Origin of the sequence: Collinsella sp. AM18-10 (assembly GCF_003471585.1) — a bacterium.
GTDB lineage: Bacteria > Actinomycetota > Coriobacteriia > Coriobacteriales > Coriobacteriaceae > Collinsella.
Genome location: NZ_QRJO01000016.1, coordinates 1,607 through 23,564, shown reverse-complemented (window position 1 = coordinate 23,564; position 21,958 = coordinate 1,607). Strand labels below are relative to the sequence as shown.

At 59.8% G+C, this 21,958-nt stretch carries 12 protein-coding genes, 1 tRNA gene, 1 other RNA gene and 1 pseudogene; 3 read left to right on the top strand and 12 right to left on the bottom strand.

What is annotated here, in order from left to right:
- Positions 1-199 precede the first annotated feature (199 nt).
- From DW211_RS08575 to tadA, 6 genes are all read right to left on the bottom strand, one after another.
- Entirely contained in the window at positions 200-4,288 is a 4,089-nt protein-coding gene (locus tag DW211_RS08575; RefSeq protein WP_118260300.1) for a fibronectin type III domain-containing protein, read from the bottom strand.
- A gap of 801 nt (positions 4,289-5,089) precedes the next feature.
- Positions 5,090-5,641 (bottom strand): flavodoxin family protein BilS, encoded by a 552-nt coding sequence (bilS, locus tag DW211_RS08570; protein ID WP_118260298.1) that lies wholly within the window; start codon positions 5,639-5,641, stop codon positions 5,090-5,092.
- 323 nt (positions 5,642-5,964) lie between these two features.
- The gene (locus DW211_RS08565) at positions 5,965-7,824 is read right to left on the bottom strand and encodes an ABC transporter ATP-binding protein (RefSeq protein ID WP_118260297.1); all 1,860 of its coding nucleotides are present in this window, start codon (positions 7,822-7,824) and stop codon (positions 5,965-5,967) included.
- Positions 7,825-9,678, bottom strand: coding sequence for an ABC transporter ATP-binding protein (locus tag DW211_RS08560; RefSeq protein ID WP_118260295.1), 1,854 nt, complete (start codon positions 9,676-9,678; stop codon positions 7,825-7,827). It lies immediately after the preceding gene.
- A 479-nt stretch (positions 9,679-10,157) separates the two neighbouring features.
- An RNA gene (gene ffs / locus DW211_RS08555) (signal recognition particle sRNA small type) lies at positions 10,158-10,253 on the bottom strand.
- 442 nt (positions 10,254-10,695) lie between these two features.
- The gene (gene tadA, locus DW211_RS08550) at positions 10,696-12,477 is read right to left on the bottom strand and encodes a tRNA adenosine(34) deaminase TadA (RefSeq protein ID WP_118260293.1); all 1,782 of its coding nucleotides are present in this window, start codon (positions 12,475-12,477) and stop codon (positions 10,696-10,698) included.
- Between the two features lie 51 nt (positions 12,478-12,528).
- On the opposite strand from tadA, the gene DW211_RS08545 reads away from it, so the two are divergent.
- Positions 12,529-12,618: transfer RNA gene (locus tag DW211_RS08545), tRNA-Ser, on the top strand.
- Positions 12,619-12,621: 3 nt separating this feature from the next.
- On the opposite strand, the gene DW211_RS08540 is transcribed toward DW211_RS08545, so the two are convergent.
- Positions 12,622-13,206 (bottom strand): TetR/AcrR family transcriptional regulator, encoded by a 585-nt coding sequence (locus DW211_RS08540; protein ID WP_118260291.1) that lies wholly within the window; start codon positions 13,204-13,206, stop codon positions 12,622-12,624.
- Between the two features lie 212 nt (positions 13,207-13,418).
- Here DW211_RS08540 and DW211_RS08535 point away from each other — a divergent pair, with 212 nt between their 5' ends.
- Positions 13,419-13,970, top strand: a complete 552-nt coding sequence (locus tag DW211_RS08535) for a LemA family protein (RefSeq protein ID WP_089573514.1) — start codon at positions 13,419-13,421, stop codon at positions 13,968-13,970.
- A 475-nt stretch (positions 13,971-14,445) separates the two neighbouring features.
- Here DW211_RS08535 and DW211_RS08530 read toward each other — a convergent pair whose 3' ends face one another.
- Complete coding sequence (locus DW211_RS08530; RefSeq protein ID WP_117840400.1) at positions 14,446-15,498, bottom strand: branched-chain amino acid aminotransferase; 1,053 nt, start codon at positions 15,496-15,498, stop codon at positions 14,446-14,448.
- Between the two features lie 289 nt (positions 15,499-15,787).
- The gene (locus tag DW211_RS08525) at positions 15,788-16,435 is read right to left on the bottom strand and encodes a DedA family protein (protein WP_118256262.1); all 648 of its coding nucleotides are present in this window, start codon (positions 16,433-16,435) and stop codon (positions 15,788-15,790) included.
- 224 nt (positions 16,436-16,659) lie between these two features.
- On the opposite strand from DW211_RS08525, the gene cysE reads away from it, so the two are divergent.
- A complete protein-coding gene (gene cysE, locus DW211_RS08520) occupies positions 16,660-17,364 on the top strand; it encodes a serine O-acetyltransferase (protein WP_117635598.1) in 705 nt (234 codons plus the stop codon).
- Positions 17,365-17,475: 111 nt separating this feature from the next.
- Here the strand turns inward: cysE and DW211_RS08515 are convergent, their stop codons facing one another.
- From DW211_RS08515 to DW211_RS08505, 3 genes and pseudogenes are all read right to left on the bottom strand, one after another.
- Positions 17,476-19,479 carry an ABC transporter ATP-binding protein gene (locus DW211_RS08515; protein ID WP_118260289.1) on the bottom strand — a complete coding sequence of 668 codons (2,004 nt, stop codon included), beginning with the start codon at positions 19,477-19,479 and terminating at the stop codon, positions 17,476-17,478.
- A 1-nt stretch (position 19,480) separates the two neighbouring features.
- Positions 19,481-21,217: an ABC transporter ATP-binding protein gene (locus DW211_RS08510; RefSeq protein ID WP_199576756.1), complete on the bottom strand. Its 1,737-nt coding sequence runs from the start codon at positions 21,215-21,217 to the stop codon at positions 19,481-19,483.
- A gap of 137 nt (positions 21,218-21,354) precedes the next feature.
- Positions 21,355-21,447 (bottom strand): annotated as a pseudogene (locus DW211_RS08505) (GTP-binding protein); the annotation flags it as partial.
- Positions 21,448-21,958: the final 511 nt, after the last annotated feature.

Here is a 21,958-nt window from a genome sequence, read left to right as displayed (position 1 = left end):
TTGGGAAAGTGCGTCCCGGTCTGGGCGCTCAAACTGGGATGGATTTTCCGGATGAGGGCTTGACGGAAAATGTGTCTCGTTCCGGGCGCTAATTGTGGGATGCAGTTTCCGCTTGCGGAGTCTCCACTCAACAGAAAACCCGGGTGGCCTGTTTTTTGGCTACCCGGGTTTTTGGGTTGTCGATATGTTCGACTGGCTACTAGTGGGTCTTGCGGCGCTTGATCAGCATGATGAGGGCTATCACTACGAGCGTTGCTCCCGCTGCTGCTGCGGTGGCGACTAGGGCGAATGTTTGGTCGCCGGTGTTTGCGAGGTTCTTCGCTGTGGTCGTAGTCTTGACCTTGGTGTCGGTCTTAGCTCCGTTGTCGGACTTGGGCTTGTCCGGGTTCGTCGGGGTCTCAGGAGTCTCGGGGTCCTTTGAGCCTTCGGAATCGGTTGGGCCGGCGGTGTTTACCAGCGTATGGTCCAGGAACTTCTTGGCGCCCGCACTTGCCTGTGAGAACAGGCGGCGCGTGCGGATCGGGGTGGCGTTCACCGTTGTGGGCGCCGTCTCCTCGGCCTCGATATTCACGAGCGTCGTGCCGGTGTCGAGGCCCACGTCGTTGTATCCCACGTGGCAGTAATACTGCGCACCGTCATCGTCTGCGGTCAGGTCAATCTCGAGCTTTGAGGCCGTTCCAGCCGCGAGGTTGCCATCGGCACCCACGAGCTTAAACTCTGTCTCGCCGCGGCCCTTGCGGTACCACATATAGGTCGGTGCCAGCCCTGTTTCGCTATCGTCGGCACCGAGTTGCTTCACATGGCCAATCGCCGAGAGCGTCAGGTGGCTTCCCGCCGTGCGCTCAACCGAAGAGTCGTATCCAAGATCCGACCCCTCCGCAGCATCCGCCGCAGGTCCGCTCACGGTCATCGTCATGCCATCGGGCATGGTCTTGACTGTGATGATTGCCGAGCGAATACCTGTTTCGGTCGTGGATCCATTCTTAACGGCGGCGATGGCGAATCGATACTCCGTATTGGGCTGCAGCCCATCCCACTTGAGCGAGGTCTGCGTGTTGTCGGCAATCTTCCAGCTATTGACGACCGCATCCGCCGCATTGCTCTGCAGCATGCCCACGCCGTAGCTAAAGCCACTCTTGTTTGCGAGTACATCGTCCCAGCTAAACGTAACGCTGGTCGAATCGACGGCGTTTGCCGTAAAGCCCGTCACGGCCGGCGCTTCGGGCATCTCGACGTCCTTAACGTCATAGCCCACGATCCAGAACTGGTCGGTGTCCTTGGTGCCGAGCTTGTCGCCCGAGTCTGCCTCGAACTTGTCGACATCCACCGCGTTGACGCCCAGACGCCACACAAAACCGTACTTGCCCTGCGCGGCCTCGGGCAGGTTGTCGACGGTGCCGCCGTATTCGGTCGATTCACTCGAGGAGTTACCCGTAGTAAAGCCGGCGTTGGCACCAAAGCACAGGCCGCCAAACAACTCGTGCTTTGCGAGCTTCGCGCCCATGACAACGCTGCCGTTCAGCGTCAAGCCGAGCTCGAGCTCCTGCTCCTTGCCCTCCTCGACTTCGATGGTCTGCTCAATGCTCGCCCCCGACTGCGCGGCGGCGCCGTTAAACCCATCGTGCGTGTAGGCGCGCGTTACGCCAGGCTTGCCCAGGCCAAAGGAATCCCCAATGGGAGTCTCGCCGTTGAGCGTCGTTTGATAGGTTCCGGGTTCTCCCGACCGGTTGGTCAAAAAGTAGCTGAGCGGCGTCATATTGTGCTGTTTGGCAATGCGGTCATAGGCCTCGACATTAACGACCGAGGTCTGCGCGCCGAGCGACACGGGCGCCGCCATCACGCCCTTGCCACCAGTTTCCTCATTTTCGATCTCATACTCGTAATAGACCATCGGAATCGTGTAGAGCACGGCCTTGTCACCCTCGCCGGCATGCGACTCATAGCTTACGCTTGCGCTGACCGTGCGCTCGCTCCGGTAGTCATAGCATCCCTCGGCGGCAAAATCGACTGAAGCATTCATCGCGACCAGGGGCGGACCGGTCTGCACCTCGACGGCAACGCCCAACTCGGCGCCAATGGTATAGCCCTGGGATGTCCCCGTGCCCTTTTCCTCTCCGTATGACGTGCCGCCCAACACCAGATAGCCGTATGCCTGCTCCAGATCCTCAACATAGGGCGCATCCTGCAGCACGGCAAGCACGCGCGGGTTGGTATAGACCTTGTAGCGGTCCTTGTACGTGATCTTGACGCTGTCGTTGTCGACATCGGGCAGCGCGAGCGAGATAAATGTGCCATAGGTAGTGCCGCGACGGTTGCTCTCGCTAATCACCTGCTCCTCGCCGCGGCGCACCTTTCCGTTCTCGTCGAGCGAAAAATGCGAGGCGGTCATCCAATAGTAGTCATCGTTCTTGCGCAGGTCCTCGTCGCGGTGCTTGCCCACCACGGCGATAAAGCTCTCGTTATAGCGGTCCGAACCCGAGACGCTGCCCGCCTTGACGTCGCTGATCCACACCTGCTCTATACCCTTGTGGTCATGCTTGTTGCTGCTGTTGTATTGCTGACCGCTCATGCTCATGGTTCCGACCATGGACCCCAAGCCCTGAGCCCCGCTCTGTGCCGTGTTGCAGGCAAAGTCGCGGAACACATCGCCGCCCACGAGCACCTCGTCGACCGCCAGCTGCTCGGACAGGCCGTCAAGGTTGGCAGTGGCAAGGGCAATAGGCGCCAAGGTGCACGGATAGCGCTTATCCTGAGCGCTATCCTTCCATGCGCTGTTGGGCACATGCATCAGCCCATAGGAGGCGAGGAGCCCGTCTCTGCATTCCTTGCAATCGGAAAGCTTGAACTCGCCAGACTCCGAGTCATAATACGCGTAGCGGTACAGCGCGCCGTACAGCCCCTTGCTGCCGTCAGAAGCGCCGTAATCAAAAGCGCTGCGTTGCCAGTCATAGCCCGCAAGAATAAGGCCCGTGACGGTTTCACCCGTCTTCTTTCCTTCTTCATCGTAGGCGGCAAACGTGCCGAACGTCGCATTCGCAGCGACCATGGTCTTGCCGTTCGCGGAGAGGGAGATTGCGCCCGCGTCGCCCAGAGCATCGACATGGACGAGCGCACCCTTGGATGCATCCCACGAAAACAGCTCGCAATGCGTCGACTTATCAATATTCTTCTTGCCGTAGGGTGCCGAGACCACGATGGCGAGGTCATCGCAAAAATCGCGATCGAGGTCGCCGGCCGCTAGCGAAACGACAGGAGCTGACTGAAGCTGCGTCCAGGAGTCGTTCCCGCCCTTGTTGTGCGTGGTGTAGTCCGCGGCGTTACCGGCATCGATCTTGACGACGCTTTGCTTCCAGTTGCCGCCCTCCAAGTCATACATGTCGACTACAGCCTTGCGCACGCCGTTCTCGTCGACATAGCAGCCCGCGTAGACAAAAAGCTCGTCGACGCCGTCGCCATCGACATCGCCCGCCTCGACATCAAAGACGGCGTCGTGCTCTTGCAGGTAACCGGCATCCAGGTACTTAAAACGGCCTTCGTACATCATATTAGTGTTGACCGTCACCGGCAGGTGTGTGTCGAGAGTGCGCGTACGCCCGTTGCTAAACGAGTAGAGGACCAGCTCAACCTTTCCGGCGTATGACTTGCCGTCAATCGTCGTGGAGGAACTGTCGCCGTAGGCACGGAGCTCGGCAACGCGGCTCTTTTTGCCCATGCTGGCGTCGCTGCAGAACTCAACACTCGTGGCGTGAATGCCCGAGAAACCGTTGTTGTCGTTGGCGAGTACTGTTGAGGACTCATTGTTGCTTAGGTACGACCAGGTGCCGCCACCGTAGTCGCTATGCTTGTAGAGATCGCTGTTCGTATCGAAGTTGTTGACGTTTTGCCAGAACTTTGCGGCGCCCCACACACTTCCATAGCCATCGGTGAGTTTGCTGCTGCCGCCAATGTCACCGCGCTCGACGTTCTCGAGCTTGTCGCGCAGAGTGTAGCGATTGCCATGGCTACCGTTAGCTGCCATATAGACCTCGCTGCGCGTGGCAAACGTCGTGGGGGTATCAGTGGAATAGGGGCCAACGGTATCGGCCGGAATGTCCTCGCTCGTGCCCAGACCCAGGGCTTGATAATCCTGCTCGGTCATATCGGTGATTGCGGGCGCGTCTGCCGCCTGGGCAACCTGGGGCGTGGCCGTGAAGCAGGCGACGCTCGTGGCGATCAACGCAGCAAGCGCCGCCGTCCCAACAAGCGGGATTTTCGACAGCCTACGGATACGGGGGTGTGGAACGTACATGAGGGACCTCGCTTTACTCGAGTGGAGTGGACTCATTTTTGCAAATGATACGTCCGATGCCCGATATCACGTGTCTCATTTTCGCCAACGGCGTGTCTCATTTTTGAGAATCCGAGATGCCGCGGAAATCTTATCCCAGCTCAAAGGCCATTTCTGGGATGTATTTTCCGTCGAGTGCCTCATCGGGAAACTGCATCCCATTTCAAGCGTCGATTCTGGGACGCACTTTCCCCTTAGACCCTCAACCGGAAACCGCATCCCACTTTGAGCGCAAATTCCGGGATGCATTTTCCGCTTGAGCCTCATTGGGAAACGGCGTCCCACTTTGAGGGCTGATTGTGGGATGCATTTTCCGGTTTTGCTCTCATTGGGAAAATGCATCCCGTTTCTTGACCGAATAATGGGACGCAATTTCCCGTTGGAGCGCCTTTGGGAAAGTGTGTCCCACTTCGACCGCCCAGAGTGGGATGCACTTTCCGCAAAGCACCTCAACGGGAAACTACGTCCCATTCCAAAGGCAAATTCCGGGACGCATTTTTCGAAAGCCTGCCCATCCGGAAAGCCCGTCCCACTTTGGACGCATCCGGGCACGGAACCATCGACCTATCAGGCCTCCCATCAATAAAGAGGCGTCCTCCCGGACGGCGGGGCACGAAGTTCATCGCGAGTTCCGCACGCAAAGAAGGCCACTTAATGTGGCCTTCGTCTTGCGCAGGACTGTAGAGCAGGGAACTTCGTGCCCCGACGCCCGGGAGGACGTTTCATTTAGAAAGATGGACCGACCGCCGTCAGCGATGGGAGCTACTCCCCCAGCACGGCCTTCTTGGCGGCTGCGGTCATGTTGTCCAGGTCCTCCTTGGTGGGGTGATCCTTTGCGGCAACCCAGTTGTCGAGCAGCATCTTAAATCGGGCGTTTTCGGGATCTTGCTCGAGCATGGCCTCGTAGCGCTGCTTAACCGCGGGACCCATCTTGCCCTGGCACATCGCCCAGCCCGCAAGCTCGGCATCCTCGGCCAGATTGGAAGTTACGCGGTCGACAATCTGCTGGTAATAGCTCTGGTCGGCCCCAAAGCCGCAGGTGCCAAACAGGAACACGCGCTTGCCGTGCAAGGCGGAGAGCAACGCCGCGACCGACGGCGTGCACGCGCCCTTGTCGCACCAAAAACCGACGAGCACCGTGTCGGCCGCGCAGGCGCCCTGCGCCTCGAGCGCAACCTGATCTGCGTCCGCATCGTCGCTCAACGCCGCGGCGTGGACAAACTCAACGCCCGCAGTCTGCAGAGTGCGCTTGATCGCACCCGAAACCATCCTGGTATTACCGCTCTTGCTGTTAACCACCAAAGAGCACGTCATAGTCACGTTGCCTCGTTTCCCCCAAAACTAAATCCACTAATGCAATTTATTAGATGAATATCTTAGTACTAACGTGACAGATGTAAACCACCGTCTGTCGATTGGCGACGCAGACGACATCTTTGGACAGATTTCGAACAGTATGTACTTCGGATTGAAACCGCCGCAGAACGTTTCACGAATGGCCGAAAAACTGTTTCACAAAACGCCGTCAAATTGTGTCACGGAGTATCGTCAAAATGTTTCACGCGCTGGTAGAACGCTATATAACAAGATCGCTCTATGGGACAAACAAACCTGATTAATTTGCCCCACGGGCTTGCTCACTGGGCGAACTGGCTGCGGTAGAGTTCGGCGTAGAAGCCGTCTGCCGCCAGCAGCTCGTCGTGTGTGCCCCGCTCGATAACCTGGCCGTCGCGCATCACCAGAATGCAATCGGCGTTGCGGATGGTGCTCAGGCGGTGCGCCACGACAAAGCTTGTGCGACCTGCCATAAGCTCGTCGAATGCCGCCTGAACCTGCAGCTCGGTACGCGTATCGATGCTCGAGGTCGCCTCGTCCAGCAGCAAGATAGCTGGGTCGGTGAGCATGACGCGCGCGATGCACAGCAGCTGTTTTTGACCTTGGCTAAACGTGCCGCCGTCCTCGCCGATCACCGTATCGTAGCCGCCTGGCAGCTGCACGATAAACTTGTGCGCGTGCGCGCGCTTGGCGGCCTCGACAATCTGCTCGCGCGTGGCATCGGGGCAACCGTAGGCAATGTTTTCGGCCACCGTGCCCTCGAACAGCCAGGTGTCCTGCAGCACCATGCCAAAGGCGCGGCGCAGGCTCGCGCGCGTGTAGTCACGCGAGGAGCGACCATCGACCGCGATGCGCCCAGCATCGATATCGTAAAAGCGCAGCAGCAGATTGATGAGCGTCGTCTTGCCACAGCCCGTGGGACCGACGAGGGCAAAGCGCATACCGGGTTTGGCCTCGATGCAGATATCCTGCAGCAGCTTGCGGTCGGGCACATAGCTAAAGTCCACGTGCTCAAAGGTCACCTCACCCTGCGGGGCGGCAAGTTCAACGGCATCCGCCGCATCAGGCTCCTGCTCGCGGGCATCGAGCAGCGCAAACATGCGGCGCGCCGAGGCGTACGCGGTCTGAATCTGCGTAATAACGTTGGTAACCTCGTTGAACGGCTTGGTGTACTGGTTGGCGTAGGACAGGAAGATCTGCACGCCGCCCACCGTGAGCGCCGCAGGCACGCCCGTGATCACGCCCACGCAGCCGATCACAGCAACCACGGCATAGATGATGTTGTTGATAAAGCGCGTACCGGGATTGGAAAGCGAGCCCATAAACTGCGCGCGCTCACCTGCCGTATAGAGCTCGGCGTTAAGGGCATCGAAGCGCTGCTGAGCGTGCGGGCCGTAGGCGAAGGCGTCCACGAGCTTTTGCTCACCCACATACTCCTCGATATGACCGCCCAGTTGACCCTGAATACGCTGCTGGGCCGTAAAACTCTTGTTGGAAAGCTTGGCGATGGCGCCGGCTGCAAAAATGGAAAGCGGCGTGACGAGCACCACCACGAGCGTCATGGTCAGGTTAATGGAGAGCATAAACGCGAGCGTGCCAACGATGGTGATGACACCGGTGAAAAGCTGGGTAAAGCCCTGCAGCAGACCGTCGCCCACTTGGTCGACATCGTTGACCACACGGCTCATAAGGTCGCCGTGGGCGTGGCTGTCGATAAAGCTGAGCGGCATGCGGCTGAGCTTGTCGCTCGCCTCCACGCGCATGTCACGCACCGTCTCGTAGGACAGGCGGTTGACGCAGTAGCCCTGCAGCCACTGGAAGGCCGCCGCGCCCACCACGACAATCGCGAGCTTGGTAACGAGCGGCAGCAGCGCGTCAAAGTCCACCTGCCCGGCGGCAACGATGAGGTCGATGCCCTCGCCGATGAGGATGGGCGTGTAGAGCTGCAGAATCACCGAGATGGCGGCGCTCACAAACGACGCTGTAAACGAGACGCGGTGCGGACGAACATAGCCCAGTAGGCGGCGGGTCACCGCACCCACGGGATAGCGCTCGGGATCGCCGGGCTGGCGCGGACCGTCACCCAAGTCGTTGAGGTTATCGTTGCCGGACACGTTGGCCGTCATCGTAGCGACCGAGCCGGAAGAAGTGTACGGGTTCATTTAGCAGCCCTCCTTTGCGCAGGCGGATGTGGAGGCGATCGGGGCGCTTGGGACGGACGCGGGCGCCGCACTCCCCTGCTGACCCTCGAGCTCCTCGCGGCGAAGCTGCGACTGGCAAATCTCGCGATAGAGTTGGCAGCTTACGTACAGCTCGTCGTGCGTACCCAGGCCCGCGACCGAGCCGTGGTCGAGCACGCAGATCATGTCGGCATCGCGAACGGTCGAGACGCGCTGGCTCACGATGACGGTCGTCAGCGGCAGCCCGCCCTCGGCGGCACCGCGCACGCTGCGCTCGCGAATGGCATGGCGAAGCGCCGCATCGGTCTTAAAGTCGAGCGCCGAGGCAGAGTCATCCATAATCAGAACCTGAGGCGAACCCACCAGGGCACGCGCGATGGTCAGGCGCTGGCGCTGGCCGCCGCTAAAGTTCTTGCCGCCCGCCTCGACCGGGGCGTCGAGCCTCTGCGGCTTGTTGCGCACGAACTCGCTGGCCTGCGCCATATCGAGCGCCGCCCAAAGCTCCTCGTCGGTCGCCGACTCGTCGCGCCAGGTTAGGTTGCTACGGATCGTGCCGCTCACGAGCGACGCGCGCTGCGGTACGGTCGCGACCACATGGCGCAGCTGATCGAGCGGCCAGGCGCGCACGTCGGCACCCATTACACTCACGCTGCCGGCGCCCGTGTCGTACAGGCGCGGGATAAGCGAGACGAGCGTCGACTTACCGCTGCCCGTACCGCCGATAATGCCGAGCGTTTTGCCCACCGGCAGCTCCAGCGTCACATCGCTCACGGCATTTGCCGCGCCCACGCCAAACGAAAAGCTCGCATGGTCAAAGCTCAACGCAGGAACGGGAGCGACATTGCCCGGCTCGGGCAGTGCGACCGGCTGGTTGCCCTCATCGGTAATGCTCGGCACGCAATTGAGCACCTCGTTGATACGCGACGCGCTGGCGCTCGCCTTGGTAAAGACCACGACCAGGTTGGCGACGTACACGATGGAGGTCAGGGTCTGCGTCATGTAGTTCACAAACGCCATGACCTGACCCTGCGTGAGCTCGCCCACGTTGACCTGGATGCCGCCGACCCACAGGATGGCGCACACGCCCAGGTTCATCACAAGAAACGTGACGGGGTTGAGAATCGACGAGAGCTTGCCCACCGCGATGGCAGTATTGGCCTGGTCATCGGCGGCTTGGGCAAAGCGCTCACGCTCGTGATCTTCACGCACAAACGCACGGACCACGCGAGCGCCCGAAAGGCCTTCGCGGCAGATAAGCGCGATGCGGTCGAGCTTTGCCTGCAGCTGCTTGTAGTACGGAATACAGCGCGCCATGACAACCCAGAACACCAGGCCAATGGCGGGCGTGCAAATCAAAAAGATGATGCCGAGCTTAAGGTCGATGGCAAGGGCCGCGACCATGGAGCCCACCGCCAGGAAAGGCCAGCGGATGAGCATACGCACGCCCAGCGCCACGGCGAGCTGCACCTGGTTGACGTCGTTGGTAATGCGCGTGATGAGCGACGGCGTGCCAAAACGGTCGAGTTCGGCATAGCTCAACTTGTTGATGTGCTCGTAGAGCGCACCACGGATATCGGTGCCCATGCCCTGCGAGGTGAGCGCCGCCATCTTTTGGCAGACGAGCGTAAACGAGATGCCGATCACAGCCATGGCGGCGAGCACCACGCCGTAACGGACGACGGCGTTCACATCGTGCGCGCCGATGCCCTTATCAATCATCTGGGCAATCACCAGCGGCGTCAGCAAGTCAAAGATCACTTCAATCAACTTGCACGCAGGGCCAATCACCATATATCGGTGAAACTTGCCACCAAAACGCCTGAGCAGCTCAATCATAAAAAGGCGCTCCCTATCATCATCTCTCTTCAATCTGATTCATGATAGTACGGCGAACCCTGAAGATGCGTAAGCAACTCGTTACAGAAGAGTCTTGAGCGGTGGTAAAAACCGTCACTGTTTTGGCGCAGTTAGCAAGCGACATAACGCCAGGGATTCAATTATCAGATAAATGTGACCCTTCAGGCGGTTTTGGTCGGCTACCCGCGAGTGCCGGCAGGGCGTTTGGTAGTCGAGCGATTCCGCAGGCAAAGCCGAGGACCAGCGAGACACCACTCCATCACGCCCGGACCACGTGGCCGCCTATGTTTTGGCAAAGCCGGCGAGCGCCACCCAGAGCGAACAAGTTGGCATGAAAAAGGCAAGGCATAGACCTTCTGGTCATGCCTTGCCTTTTGAATGACAAATTGTCGCTCTGGGTGGCGCGCAGCGTCGAGCATTGCGCGGTTTGGTAAAACCGCGCAAAAAGAAAGCCCGTGCGCTCGATGGATTCGGATGCCCGACAGAGGCTCCTTATGGCTGCTTCCTTCCGGACCTGACCAGATTCGGAACATGTCGTCATCCGAACCCATCGAACGCGCTAGGCGCTCGATATATCTTACCCGCTCCCGCCCGATGGGGCAAGGTAGCTAATTTGGGACGAGGCTTTTTTGACTACTCGGGCAATCGGATCGGCAAGTAGTCAAAATCGCCCCGTTCCAAAAAGACTGGTCTGACGCTGTGCCACGAAAGTGGCCTATCTACTACGTTTAGGCCGCAGGGGTCAACCATAGCCGGCTTTTTCGAAAACCGGCAAGCTCTCTACCTGCGGTTTCATTTTTGCAAATTCCGAGATGGTCGAGGGCGGCCGGTTAAACGTAGTAGATGGCCGCATTTTGTGGCGGACGGTCCGACCCAAGGCACAAGGCGGCCAGCCTCGGATGACCATTCACGAAGTTGCGGTGGAATACGGACTGAATTGGCCCCTTAAAGGCAAAAACACTCCGTATTTCACCGCAACTTATAGAGAGATAGGTTTTAGACACGGCCGAGGTCGTAGGCTTGGGCGGCTGCTTCACCGGCGCAGATGAGGTTGGTTGTGGCCTCTTGCACGCCGAGCGCCTGGTCGAGGGGCATGGGCTTGCGGCAGATCAGAAGCACCAAGTCGATGCCCTGCCCATACACCGCATCCAGGTTGTCGGCACGACCACCTACGACGGCAACAACCGGCTTGCCATAGCGCTTGGCACGGCGGGCCACGCCCACCGGCGCCTTGCCGGCGGCAGACTGCTCATCCATGTTGCCCTCGCCCGTTATGACCAGGTCGACATCGCGCACGTGCTCGTCAAACCCAATCAGATCAAGCACCGTCTCAACGCCCGAACGCAACTCGGCACCAAGCGCCAGCAACGCGGCGCCCAGACCGCCAGCGGCACCGGCGCCGGGCACGCCGAGCACCGAGCCAAACGTCCGCGCGCCCTCGGGCACGCGCAGTAACCCCTGGGCCCGCGCCTCGGCAATCGCCGTATCGAGTAGGCGACCGTAACCGACCATCCAGCCGTCGTACCCGCCCAGCGCTTCGACATCGTCTGTCGGCAGGCCCTTTTGCCCGCCAAACACCGCAAGTGCCCCGCGACGTCCCACGAGCGGATTCTCGACATCGGAAAGCACGACGATGCGTGCGCCGCCCAAAGCCTGCAGCGCTGGCGCCAAATCAACGCTCGCCACCTGCTCAAGGCCCACAAGACCGGGGGCGATATTGCAGCCACACTCATCGACAAGGCGCGCGCCCAGCGCCTGCAGCATACCGGCGCCACCATCGTTGGTGGCGCTGCCGCCCAAGCCAATATAGATAGTCTTTGCCCCGGCACGAACCGCACGGAGCATCAGCTCGCCCACGCCATAGGTCGAAGCCGCAAGCGCCGACGACTCCGTGCAAGGCGAGTACCCGATGCCCGCGGCTTCGGCCATCTCAATAACAGCCGACTCGTGCTCGACATCAACCAGCATCCGAGCAGGCACACGCTCGCCAAAGGGCCCTGCAACCTCGCAGGTCACAATCTCACCGCCGCGCGCGGCAACGGCATCGAGCGTTCCCTCACCACCATCTGCCAGCGGCAACGTGGCCACTTGGGCATCGGGCCATACACGGCGCACGCCTTCGACAACGGCCTCCTCCGCCTGCGCGCTCGACACGCTGCCCTTAAAGGAGTCAATCGCCAGCAGCACACGGCGGGGCCGGCGGCACGCAGGACCAAAGTCAACTGCCGCGCCAGCATCCTCACCGGCACCTGCAAGCGCTGCGGCGTGAGCGGCGTGTGCTTCAAGATCGGCCCCACAACCGCAATCAGCGCCGCCCGCTCCGCGCAGACCGCCAAAATAGCTACTCAGCAGCTCGCGGCATTCATCCGCCAAGACCCCAGCCGTCGCATTAAACCGATGATTCAGGCGCGAATCGGCATTGAGGTCGTATAGCGACCCCAGAGCGCCCGCCTTAGCATCGGCCGCGCCGTACACGCAGCGCCCCACGCGCGCATTAACCATAAGCCCCGCGCACATGCAGCAGGGCTCGAGCGTCACGTAGACCGTACAATCGGAAAGGCGCCAGCGTCCAAGCGACTGAGCGGCGGCGCATAGGGCCGCAAACTCGGCATGCGCCGAAGGATCCTGGTCGAGCTCGCGGCGATTATGCGCCCGCGCGACAATCTCACCCGCGCGCACCACTACGGCACCGATCGGCACCTCGCCCACCGCCGCGGCGGCACGCGCCTCCGACAGCGCCTCACGCATGAACTTCTCATCGATTCCGGTGCTCGTCATCGTTCGCCTCCCCTGTTGCAAATCCAAAACGATGCTATCATTACGACTCACGGAGAGATGGCAGAGCGGTTGAATGCGGCGGTCTTGAAAACCGTTGAGCGCGAGAGCGTTCCGGGGGTTCGAATCCCCCTCTCTCCGCCACTCTTAGTGACTCACCGGCGTCATGGTCCGCTCGAACAGCGCATCGACCACGTCGGCGATTTCGGATCGGCGCTCCAGTACGTGGCCCGATTCCCACCACATGGTAAAGAGCCGAATAATGCCGCCGGCGACAAACTCAGACGTCGTCTCGAGCGATACGGGCGCAAGCGCATCCTCGTCAAGCGCGCTCATCACGCGCCCGCGTATGGAGCGCGCGATGCGGTCGCAAATCATGCTGGTCAGCATGCCCGACATACTGCTCGCCAAAATGTTATCCATGAGCTGCTCATGCGCCAGAATCAGATCCATGGCATCGGCGAACACTTCGTGGCGAAGCGCGCGCACGTCCTCGGCGCCCTCCGAGCCATCCGCATCGGCCCGCTTTTGCGGCAGGCCCGACATGAGTTCATCGATGTAGAAGGCAAAGTAATCGTTTTTGTCGCGGAAGTGCTTGTAGAACGTCGTCCGACGAATCATAGCGCGGTCGCACAGCATGGCAACCGTCACGTCCTCAAACCGATGCTCTTCGAGCAGCTCAGTAAAGGCCTCGAACAGGGCCCGATAGGTTTTCTTGATGCGAAGGTCCATACGTATCGCCCTCCTCAAGGAAAAGACAGCGTTCACTAATCTGTCGCATATCTTACACCTGTATCGCCCACTCCCTGGCGAACGGCCTCACCTTGGTGGAAACATAACGCTTACCGGAAAGTTCGGTATCGCCAAGGGTTGCGGGTATACTAGTAGCGTTACACCAACGGCAGCCGGCGGAAGACGCCGCGGCCATTCGAAACGGAGACACCATGATTCCCGTCATCATCGGTATCGTTGTTGTCGTTGTGATTGTCTGCGCCATCGCCGGCATCTACAACAACATGGTCACCAAGCGCAATCGCATTGATAACGCCTGGCAGAACATCGACACGCAGCTGCAGCGCCGCAACGACCTGATCCCTAACCTAGTCGAGACCGTCAAGGGCTATGCCAAACACGAGCAGGACACGCTTGCCGCCGTGGTCAACGCGCGCAACGCCGCCGTGAGCGCTACCACGCCCGAAGCCAAGATGGAAGCCGACAACGTGCTGACCGGCGCCCTGCGCCAGCTCTTCGCCGTGGCCGAGGCTTACCCCGATCTTAAGGCGAACACCAACTTTACGCAGCTCCAAGCCACGCTCGAAGACACCGAGAACAAGGTAAGCTACGCGCGCCAGAGCTACAACGACTGCGTGCTTAGCTACAACAACGCCATCCAGACGTTCCCTGCCGTTATCTTTGCCGGCATCTTCCAGTTTAAGGAGCGCCAGGGCTTTGAGGCAGCCGAGGCCGCCCGCCAGGCACCGACCGTCAAGTTCTAACAAGTTGGCAACGCATCCTGAATCGGCTATATGCATAAACCGCTCCGTCGAATGCATACTTCGACGGAGCGGTTTCCTTTTTCGCGTAGGTCCCCCTCTAAGCGCCGTGCATTTTTGGGAGTATTCAACATAACCAAGAGCATCGGGTGCCACGACAAAGGCCAAAGACCGCGAAAATCCCTGCAAATCAAGTGCTGTCGGCCCATAACCCCGCCAATTATTCGCGAAAAGCATCGACGAGCACGGATTTTTGCCCGAACATCGGTATGCAGGGGCCTTCGATTGCAGAATACTCGCAAAAATGCACGTCGCCACCGCCCCCACATGGCACGAAGCAAAACAAAAGCGCGGCCTAAAAGGCCGCGCGCCATCTTTTTTCAGATCTATTTTGCCCGTAACGGCAGCGCCGAGGTAACGCAGGCCCGAGGACGCGCCGGAAAGGAAGGTCGCCCTCGGCCCGGACAGCTAAGACAGCTTACGCGACGGTGTAAACCCAGTTGTGCTTATCCTCAACAGCACCAGACTGGATGCCCGTCAGGGTCTCGCGGAGTTTCTTCATCACAGGACCGATCTCGGTGTAGCCAGCCGGGAAGGTCACAGTCTCGTCGGCACCGTAGACCTTGTTGTCGATCTCGCCGACCGGGGAGATAACGGCAGCGGTGCCGCACAGACCGCACTCAACAAAGGTGCCGGCCTTAACCTCGGCCCACTCGACGGGACGCTGGTCGACGGTCATGCCCAGGTCCTGAGCAACCTGAACGAGCGAACGGCGGGTGATGGAGGGAAGAATGGAGTCGGTGTGCGACTGCGGGACAACAAGCGTGCCATCTTCCTTCACGAACAGGATGTTGGCGCCACCGGTCTCCTCGACATAGGTGCGGGACTCGGAGTCGAGATACAGGTTCTCGGCATAGCCCTCGCGGTGAGCCTCCATCGTGGGCTTCAGGGACATGGCGTAGTTGAGGCCGGCCTTGATGTTGCCGGTGCCGTGCGGTGCGGCGCGGTCGTACTCGGAAACGCGCAGCTTGACGGGCTTAAGGCCGCCCTTAAAGTACGGACCGACCGGGGTCACGAGAATGCGGAACGTGTACTCAGGAGCGGGAGCCACGCCGATTACGTCACCGGAGCCGATCATAAACGGACGCACATACAGGGTTGCGCCAGAGCCGAAGGGCGGAACCCATGCGGCATTGGCAGAGACGACCTGCTTGACGGCCTCGACAAACTTGTCCTTGGGGAACGGGGGCATCTCGAGGCGCTGCGCAGAGTTGTACATACGCTCAGCGTTCATGTCGGGACGGAAACAGACGATGCTGCCGTCCTCGGCGGTGTAGGCCTTCAGGCCCTCAAAGACCTCCTGGCAGTAGTGGAAGATACCACCGCACTCGGAGACATGCAGGGTGTGGTCGGTGGTCAGGCCACCCTCGTCCCACTCGCCATCCTTCCAATGAGCCTCGTAGCTGTAATCGGTCTTCATGTAGCCAAAGCCGAGGCTACCCCAATCGATATCCTTCTTCTCGACAGTCATATGTCGCTCCTTACATACACAGTTGCATACTCGCGAACCCGCACGCAAGGACCGAAGCAGGCCGCGTCGCAACGTCGCATACCCGGAGCGTAGAGCCGGGCAGGACACGCGGGCAGCATCAAAGCCGATGGCGCGTCGATTCGCATGCAGGTGATTGTACTCCCCGCACGCCTTGGATAAAACGCTTTTCTTTAACTAAGTAAAGTATTTTCATTTGCCTTCAACACAAAAGGCCCGCCATCGAATCCGATGACGGGCCTTGGAATTAACATCCGAAAACAAGCTCGGACTAGGCGTTCTGTTTGCCCAGCTTTGCCTTAACCAGGCCGACCACGGTCGGGATAATCGACACGGCGACGATGCCGATAATCAGCAGCTCAAAGTGCTCCTGCACAAAGGGGATGCCGCCAAAGAAATAGCCCAGCAGCGTAAAGACCGTCGACCAGGTGATACCGCCCAGCACGTTATAGATGACAAAGTTGCGCCAGTGCATGCCGCCCATACCGGCGATGAAGGGCACAAAGGTGCGGATAAACGGGAAGAAGCGACCCAGGAAGATGGCCAGGTGACCCCACTTGTCCAGGAAGTCCTCGGACTTTTTGATGCGCTCGGGCGTCATGGCCTTGACCTTGCCCGAGGCGATGATCTTTCGGCCAAAGAAATGGCCGATCATAAAGTTGCACTGGTCGCCCAAGATGGCGGCCGTCCATGCGACGGCCAACAGGGCCACGATGTTAAAGCCGCCGTTGTGGGCAAAGAAGCCCGAAGCGAACAGCAGCGAATCGCCGGGAAGGAACGGGAAGAACACCACGCCCGTCTCGATAAAGATAATTAGGAACACGCAGCCGTAGGCCATAAGCGGGCCGGCGGCGATCCAACTGGCGATCGCAGTGCGCGGATCCTTAAGCAGCTCGGCGATAAAATTGATGAAACCCATGAAGTAAAACCTCTCAGTTGTGGGCGCGGACACGTCCAAGTTGACCAGTATACGGTTGCGGCGCGAGGACGGGCCAAACCCCTCAAAAGTCTTACTTCATTACCAGCAAGTTTGCATAACTGACACCTGTCGCCTAAAGCAAAGCAAGATTGCCCTTCCTAATCCCTAGCGAATCGCTATACTTTATTGAATCGCATTGTCGTGGCGCTAAGGGAGGGCGGCCGGTGAGCTTTATCAACACCATTCGCGAGGACATCAAGACCGTCCAGGCGCAGGACCCTGCCGCGCAAAATGGCCTGGTCATCTTCCTGTCCTACCCCGGCCTGCATGCCAAGTGGAATCATGTGCCCGAGCACTGGCTGTGGGAACACGGCCATCGATCGCTTGCCCGCGTGCTCTCGCAGTTAACCCGCCACATCACCGGCGTCGAAATTCATCCCGCCGCGCAGATCGGCAAGCACTTCTTTATCGACCACGCCATGGGCGTCGTTATTGGCGAGACTACCATCGTGGGCGACAACTGCGTGCTCTACCAGGGCGTCACGCTCGGCGGCACCGGCAACGAGACCGGCAAACGCCACCCCACCCTGGGCAACAATGTCACCGTGGGCACGGGCGCCAAGGTGCTTGGCAACATCCACATCGGCAACAACGTCAAGATCGGCGGCAACTCGGTCGTCGTCAAGGACGTGCCCGACAACTGCACCGTCGTGGGCGTGCCCGGGCGCATCATCAAGCGCAACGGCTGCCGCGTGTTCGAGGAGAGCTTCGACGCCAAGCAGCATCGCGAGTACATGCCCGACGATGCCGCCGAGCAGAGCGCCCTCAACCGTCAGGGCATCACCGAAAACGCCCGTCGCGTCAAGGAACTCGAGCAAGAGGTGGCCGAGCTCAAAGCCCTCGTCGCCAAGCTCGTGGACGAGCGCTAGGGCCGCGGGCAACCGCCACAGCATGAACGCCAACACAAAAGGCGCGCCAGGGAATCCGCCCCCGGCGCGCTTTCTTTTCGATGTGACATGCGGGACTGACCCTTTGTCACCTTATGCGAACTGGCTTAGGTAGAGGTCGGCATAAGCGCCCTCGGCAGCCAGCAGCTCCTTGTGCGTACCCTGCTCGATGATATTGCCGTGATCCATGACCAGGATGAGGTCGGCATCGACGATCGTCGACAGACGGTGCGCGATCACAAAGCTCGTGCGCCCGCGCATGAGCGCATCCATAGCACGGCCGATGGCGAGCTCGGTGCGCGTGTCCACGCTCGACGTCGCCTCGTCCAGGATGAGGATCGCCGGGTTGTTGAGCAGCACGCGCGCGATGGTCAGCAGCTGACGTTGGCCCTGGCTGATGCTCTCGGCATCGTTAGCCACACGCGTGTCGTAGCCCTGCGGCATAGTGCGCACAAAGAAGTCGACCCGTGCGGCACGTGCGGCCGCGACAATCTCCTCGCGCGTCGCCTCGGGACAGCCGTAGGCGATGTTCTCGGCAATGGTGCCATCAAATAGCCAAGCGTCCTGCAACACCATGCCAAACTGCTGGCGTAGCTCGCCGCGGTTCATGCGGCTCGTGTCCACGCCGTCGAGGGTAATGCGGCCGCCGTCGATCTCGTAAAAGCGCATGAGCAGGTTGATGAGCGTGGTCTTACCCGCGCCCGTGGTTCCCACCACGGCGATCTTCTGACCCGGCTCGGCGGTAAACGACACGTCTCGCATAAGCGGCTTGTCGGGCGCATAGCCAAAGCGCACATGCTCAAAAGCGACACGGCCTTCCACTTTGCCCGGCAGCTTGGCGGCGGCCACCGGCAACGGATCGGCCTCCATCTCGGGCTCGTCGAGCAGGTCGAACACGCGCTCGGCGCTCGCCAGCGCACTCTGCAGCGAGTTAAAGGTAAACGACAGCTCCGTCATGGGCTCGGACGCCTCGTAGATGAACTGGAGGAACGCCTGGAACACGCCGACGGTCATATGCCCGGCAACCAGCATGCTGCAGCCCACCAGCGCGATCACGATCTGCGCCAAACGGCCGATAAAGCGCACCGCGGGGCCGACGGCGTTAATCATAAAGTCGGCCTTGGTGCTCACGCGCGCCAGCTCCTTCGAAGCCTCGTGTACCTCGGCAGAGCTCTGGCGCTCGCGGTTAAACGCACGGATCACCAGACGGCCCGAGTAGCCCTCCTCGACCGCGCTCGTAATCTTGGACACCCACTCCTGGCGCTCGCCCGTCACATCGTGCGTGCGGCGCGACACGACCTTCGTCACCAGCAGCGAAAGCGCCGTAAAGAACAAAAAGACGAGCGTGAGCGGCACGCTAAACACGAACATCACGCTCACGGCGCCCACCACGGTACCGATCGACACCAGCAACTGCAGCAAGCCGCGTTGCATGCTCTCGGACATCTTGTCCAAGTCGTTGGTCGCACGGCTGACGACCTCGCCGGGACGATGCGCGTCAAAGTAGGCAAGCGGCAGACGGTTGAGCTTTTGTGCGATGCGGTTGCGCAGGCGCAGGTTGAGGCGCTCGGCAACGCTCGACATCAAAAAGCTCTGGAGTGCGTAGAACGAGGCGGCGGCGGTCCAGATCATAAAGTAGATAAAGATGGTCCTGCCGCAGTTCTCCCAGGTAATGCTGAAGGTAGTGTTGTTGGCAAACGCCAGCTTCATGTGCCCCCACAGCTCATCGATCACGCGGGCGCTGTAAGCCGGCGCCGCGGTGTTAAAGATGGCATAGAACACGATACTCGCGAACACGATATAGAAGCGCCAATGGTCGCCGGCGGCCTCGCTCCACAGGCGGCGCACCGTCGCCCAGGTGTCGCGGGGCGTCTCGTCCTCGTCCTCGTCGTCAACGTCGCGCATGCGCTCCGCCTCGGCGCGGGCGCGCTCGTCCTCGGCGCGCTCGTTTTCCTCGTAGAGTGCCTGGCGGCGAGCCTCGCGCTCCGCCGCTGCCTTGGCGTTTTCGTCCAGGTCGGACGTGGCGCCCGTCTCCTCGACTGTTTCTGCAGCCGCGGCGTCATCGGCGATGCCTTGCTTCTTGAGCTCCTCGGTCATGCTACTCACCTCCCTTCATCTGCGATTCCGCGATAGCGCGGTACACCTCACAGGTTTTCATGAGCTCGTCGTGCGTGCCTAGGCCCACGACCTCACCGTCCTTGAGCACCACAATCTGATCGGCATGCAAAATAGTCGAGATGCGCTGGGCGATGATGAGCACCGCGGCATCGCGCGTCTCGTCCTGTAGCGCATGGCGCAGTGCCGCATCGGTCTTAAAGTCCAGGGCCGAAAAGCTATCGTCGAAGATATACAGGTCGGCGTGCTTCATGAGTGCGCGGGCAATCGCCAGGCGCTGGCGCTGACCACCCGAGAAGTTCGTGCCGCCCTGGGCCACCGGCGTATCGAGCCCCTGGGGCTGGTCGAGCACAAAGGTGCTCTGGGCAACCTCCAGCGCATGGAGCATGTCAGCCTCGGTCGCGCCCTCGTTGCCAAAGCGCAGGTTGCTCGCCACCGTACCCGAGAACAGCCATGCCTTCTGCGGCACATAGGCGATACGCCCGCGGATATCGTCTTGCGAAAGGTCGCGCAGATCGATGCCGTTTAGGCGAATGGCGCCCTTCGTGGCATCGTGGAAGCGAAGCAAGAGCTTGGCCACCATTGACTTGCCCGAGCCCGTCGAGCCCACGATCGCGGTCGTCTGTCCGCGGCGGCAGGCAAAACTCAGGTTGTACAGGGTGTCCTCGTCGGCATCGTCAAAGCGAAACGACATGTGGTCGAACACGGCCACCGTGTCGGCCCCATCTGCGGACTCAGGTGTCCCGTCGCCCAGCGTAGCCTTACCGTCCACGATGCTCGGCTCGATTTCGAGCACCTGCTGTGCACGGCTGAGGCACGCCGCGGCGCGCGGAAGCGTCAGCACCACCATCTGCGCCATCATCACAAAGAACAGGATCAGGATCGCGTACTCCAGCACGGCCGAGATGCTGCCGATTTGCATGGCATGGACGCCCACGCGGTTGCCGCCCACCCACAGCACCGCCACCTCGGCGATATTCATCAAAAAGAAGCTGGAGCTATCGAGACCCACAAACAGGTGGTTGACCTTGATGGCATTGGCTGCATAATCGCTAAACACCTCGTCCAGGCGCTGCTCCTCGTGGCGCTCCTTGTTAAATGCGCGGATGACGCGCACGCCCACGATGTTCTCGCGCAGCACCACGTTCATGCGGTCGATAAAGCTCTGCAGGCGCATAAAGATCGGCGCGGCGTTGGCAACGGTAAAGACCGCCGCCACCAGCACGATCGCAACGACCACGCCCAGCAGCGTACCCATGGCAGGATCGATAAACCAGGCAAAGATGATGCCCGCCACGGCCAAGAACGGTACCGGTAACACCAGCTGAATCGTCTGCAGGATCGCTTGCTGGATCACGTTGATGTCGTTGAGCGAGCGCGTGATCATCGAACCCGTACCAAAGCGCTCAAAGTCGCTGGCGGACAGCTCGAGCGACTTATCGTAGACGGCGTTGCGAATGTCGCAGGCCACATTGGCCGCCAGACGGGCCGAAAGATAGCAGCCCAGCACCGCGCCGCCACTGGCCATGCCGGTCGCGATGAGCATATACACGCCGTTGCGCAAGATGTAGTCGATATCACCCGTCGTGATACCAGTATTGACCATATTCGCCAACATTGTAGGCACCAGCAGCGTGCCGACGTTATCTATCAGCAGTACAAACAGCGTCACCGCAATCAGCCCGCGATACGGCCTCATAAATCTCATTAAGAGTCGCATGTCTCCCCTTCGCCCTTATCGTCAGCCTCGTTCTCGGCGGCCACTTGCCGTTTAAATGCCTCGCACTCTTCGTTAAGAACATGGGAGAACTTACCGACCAAGCGCATGATCTCGCGCTGTTCCCACGGCTCGAGCGCCTCGATTGCTCCGCTGGTATATAACAGGCTCTCCGTCAAGGTCGTCTTACCTGCGTCTACATGAGCAAGAATGCCAATATTGATGATTTTCATATGATTGTCCTCCATACAAGGCCCAGAAGGGCGCAAAAATCCCCAGCGACAAATACTTTTACCGCTGGGGATGATAGGTAGGACACACATGAAAACTGCGGCCAAGGCTGGCCGTTGTCTATCACGATATGAAATGAAAAGGCAAAAGTATTCTTAAATTGGGTACAAAAACCAAGCCCTCTCCTTGAGGACGTTTGTCTTTGTTCCCATTATCAAATTTTATTTAAGAATACCTTGCCGCATATTGATAAACTCCTTTGCTTTGATTTTTATAGTATAGCATATCAAATTCCCAAAAGCAACCCTGTTAAGATAAATTTTTTCTGTCACTGCACCTCCATATCTCTCCCTTGATTCTCATTTTCATTGCAACAGCCTCAGGACTCATTTTTTATAGTATAGCATATCAAATTCCCAAAAGCAACCCTGCGACGTGCCTCACGTTTTTTGAGCGCGAAATGCCCTTGATTCTCATTTTCATTGCAACAGCCTCAGGACTCAGCGCAACGCG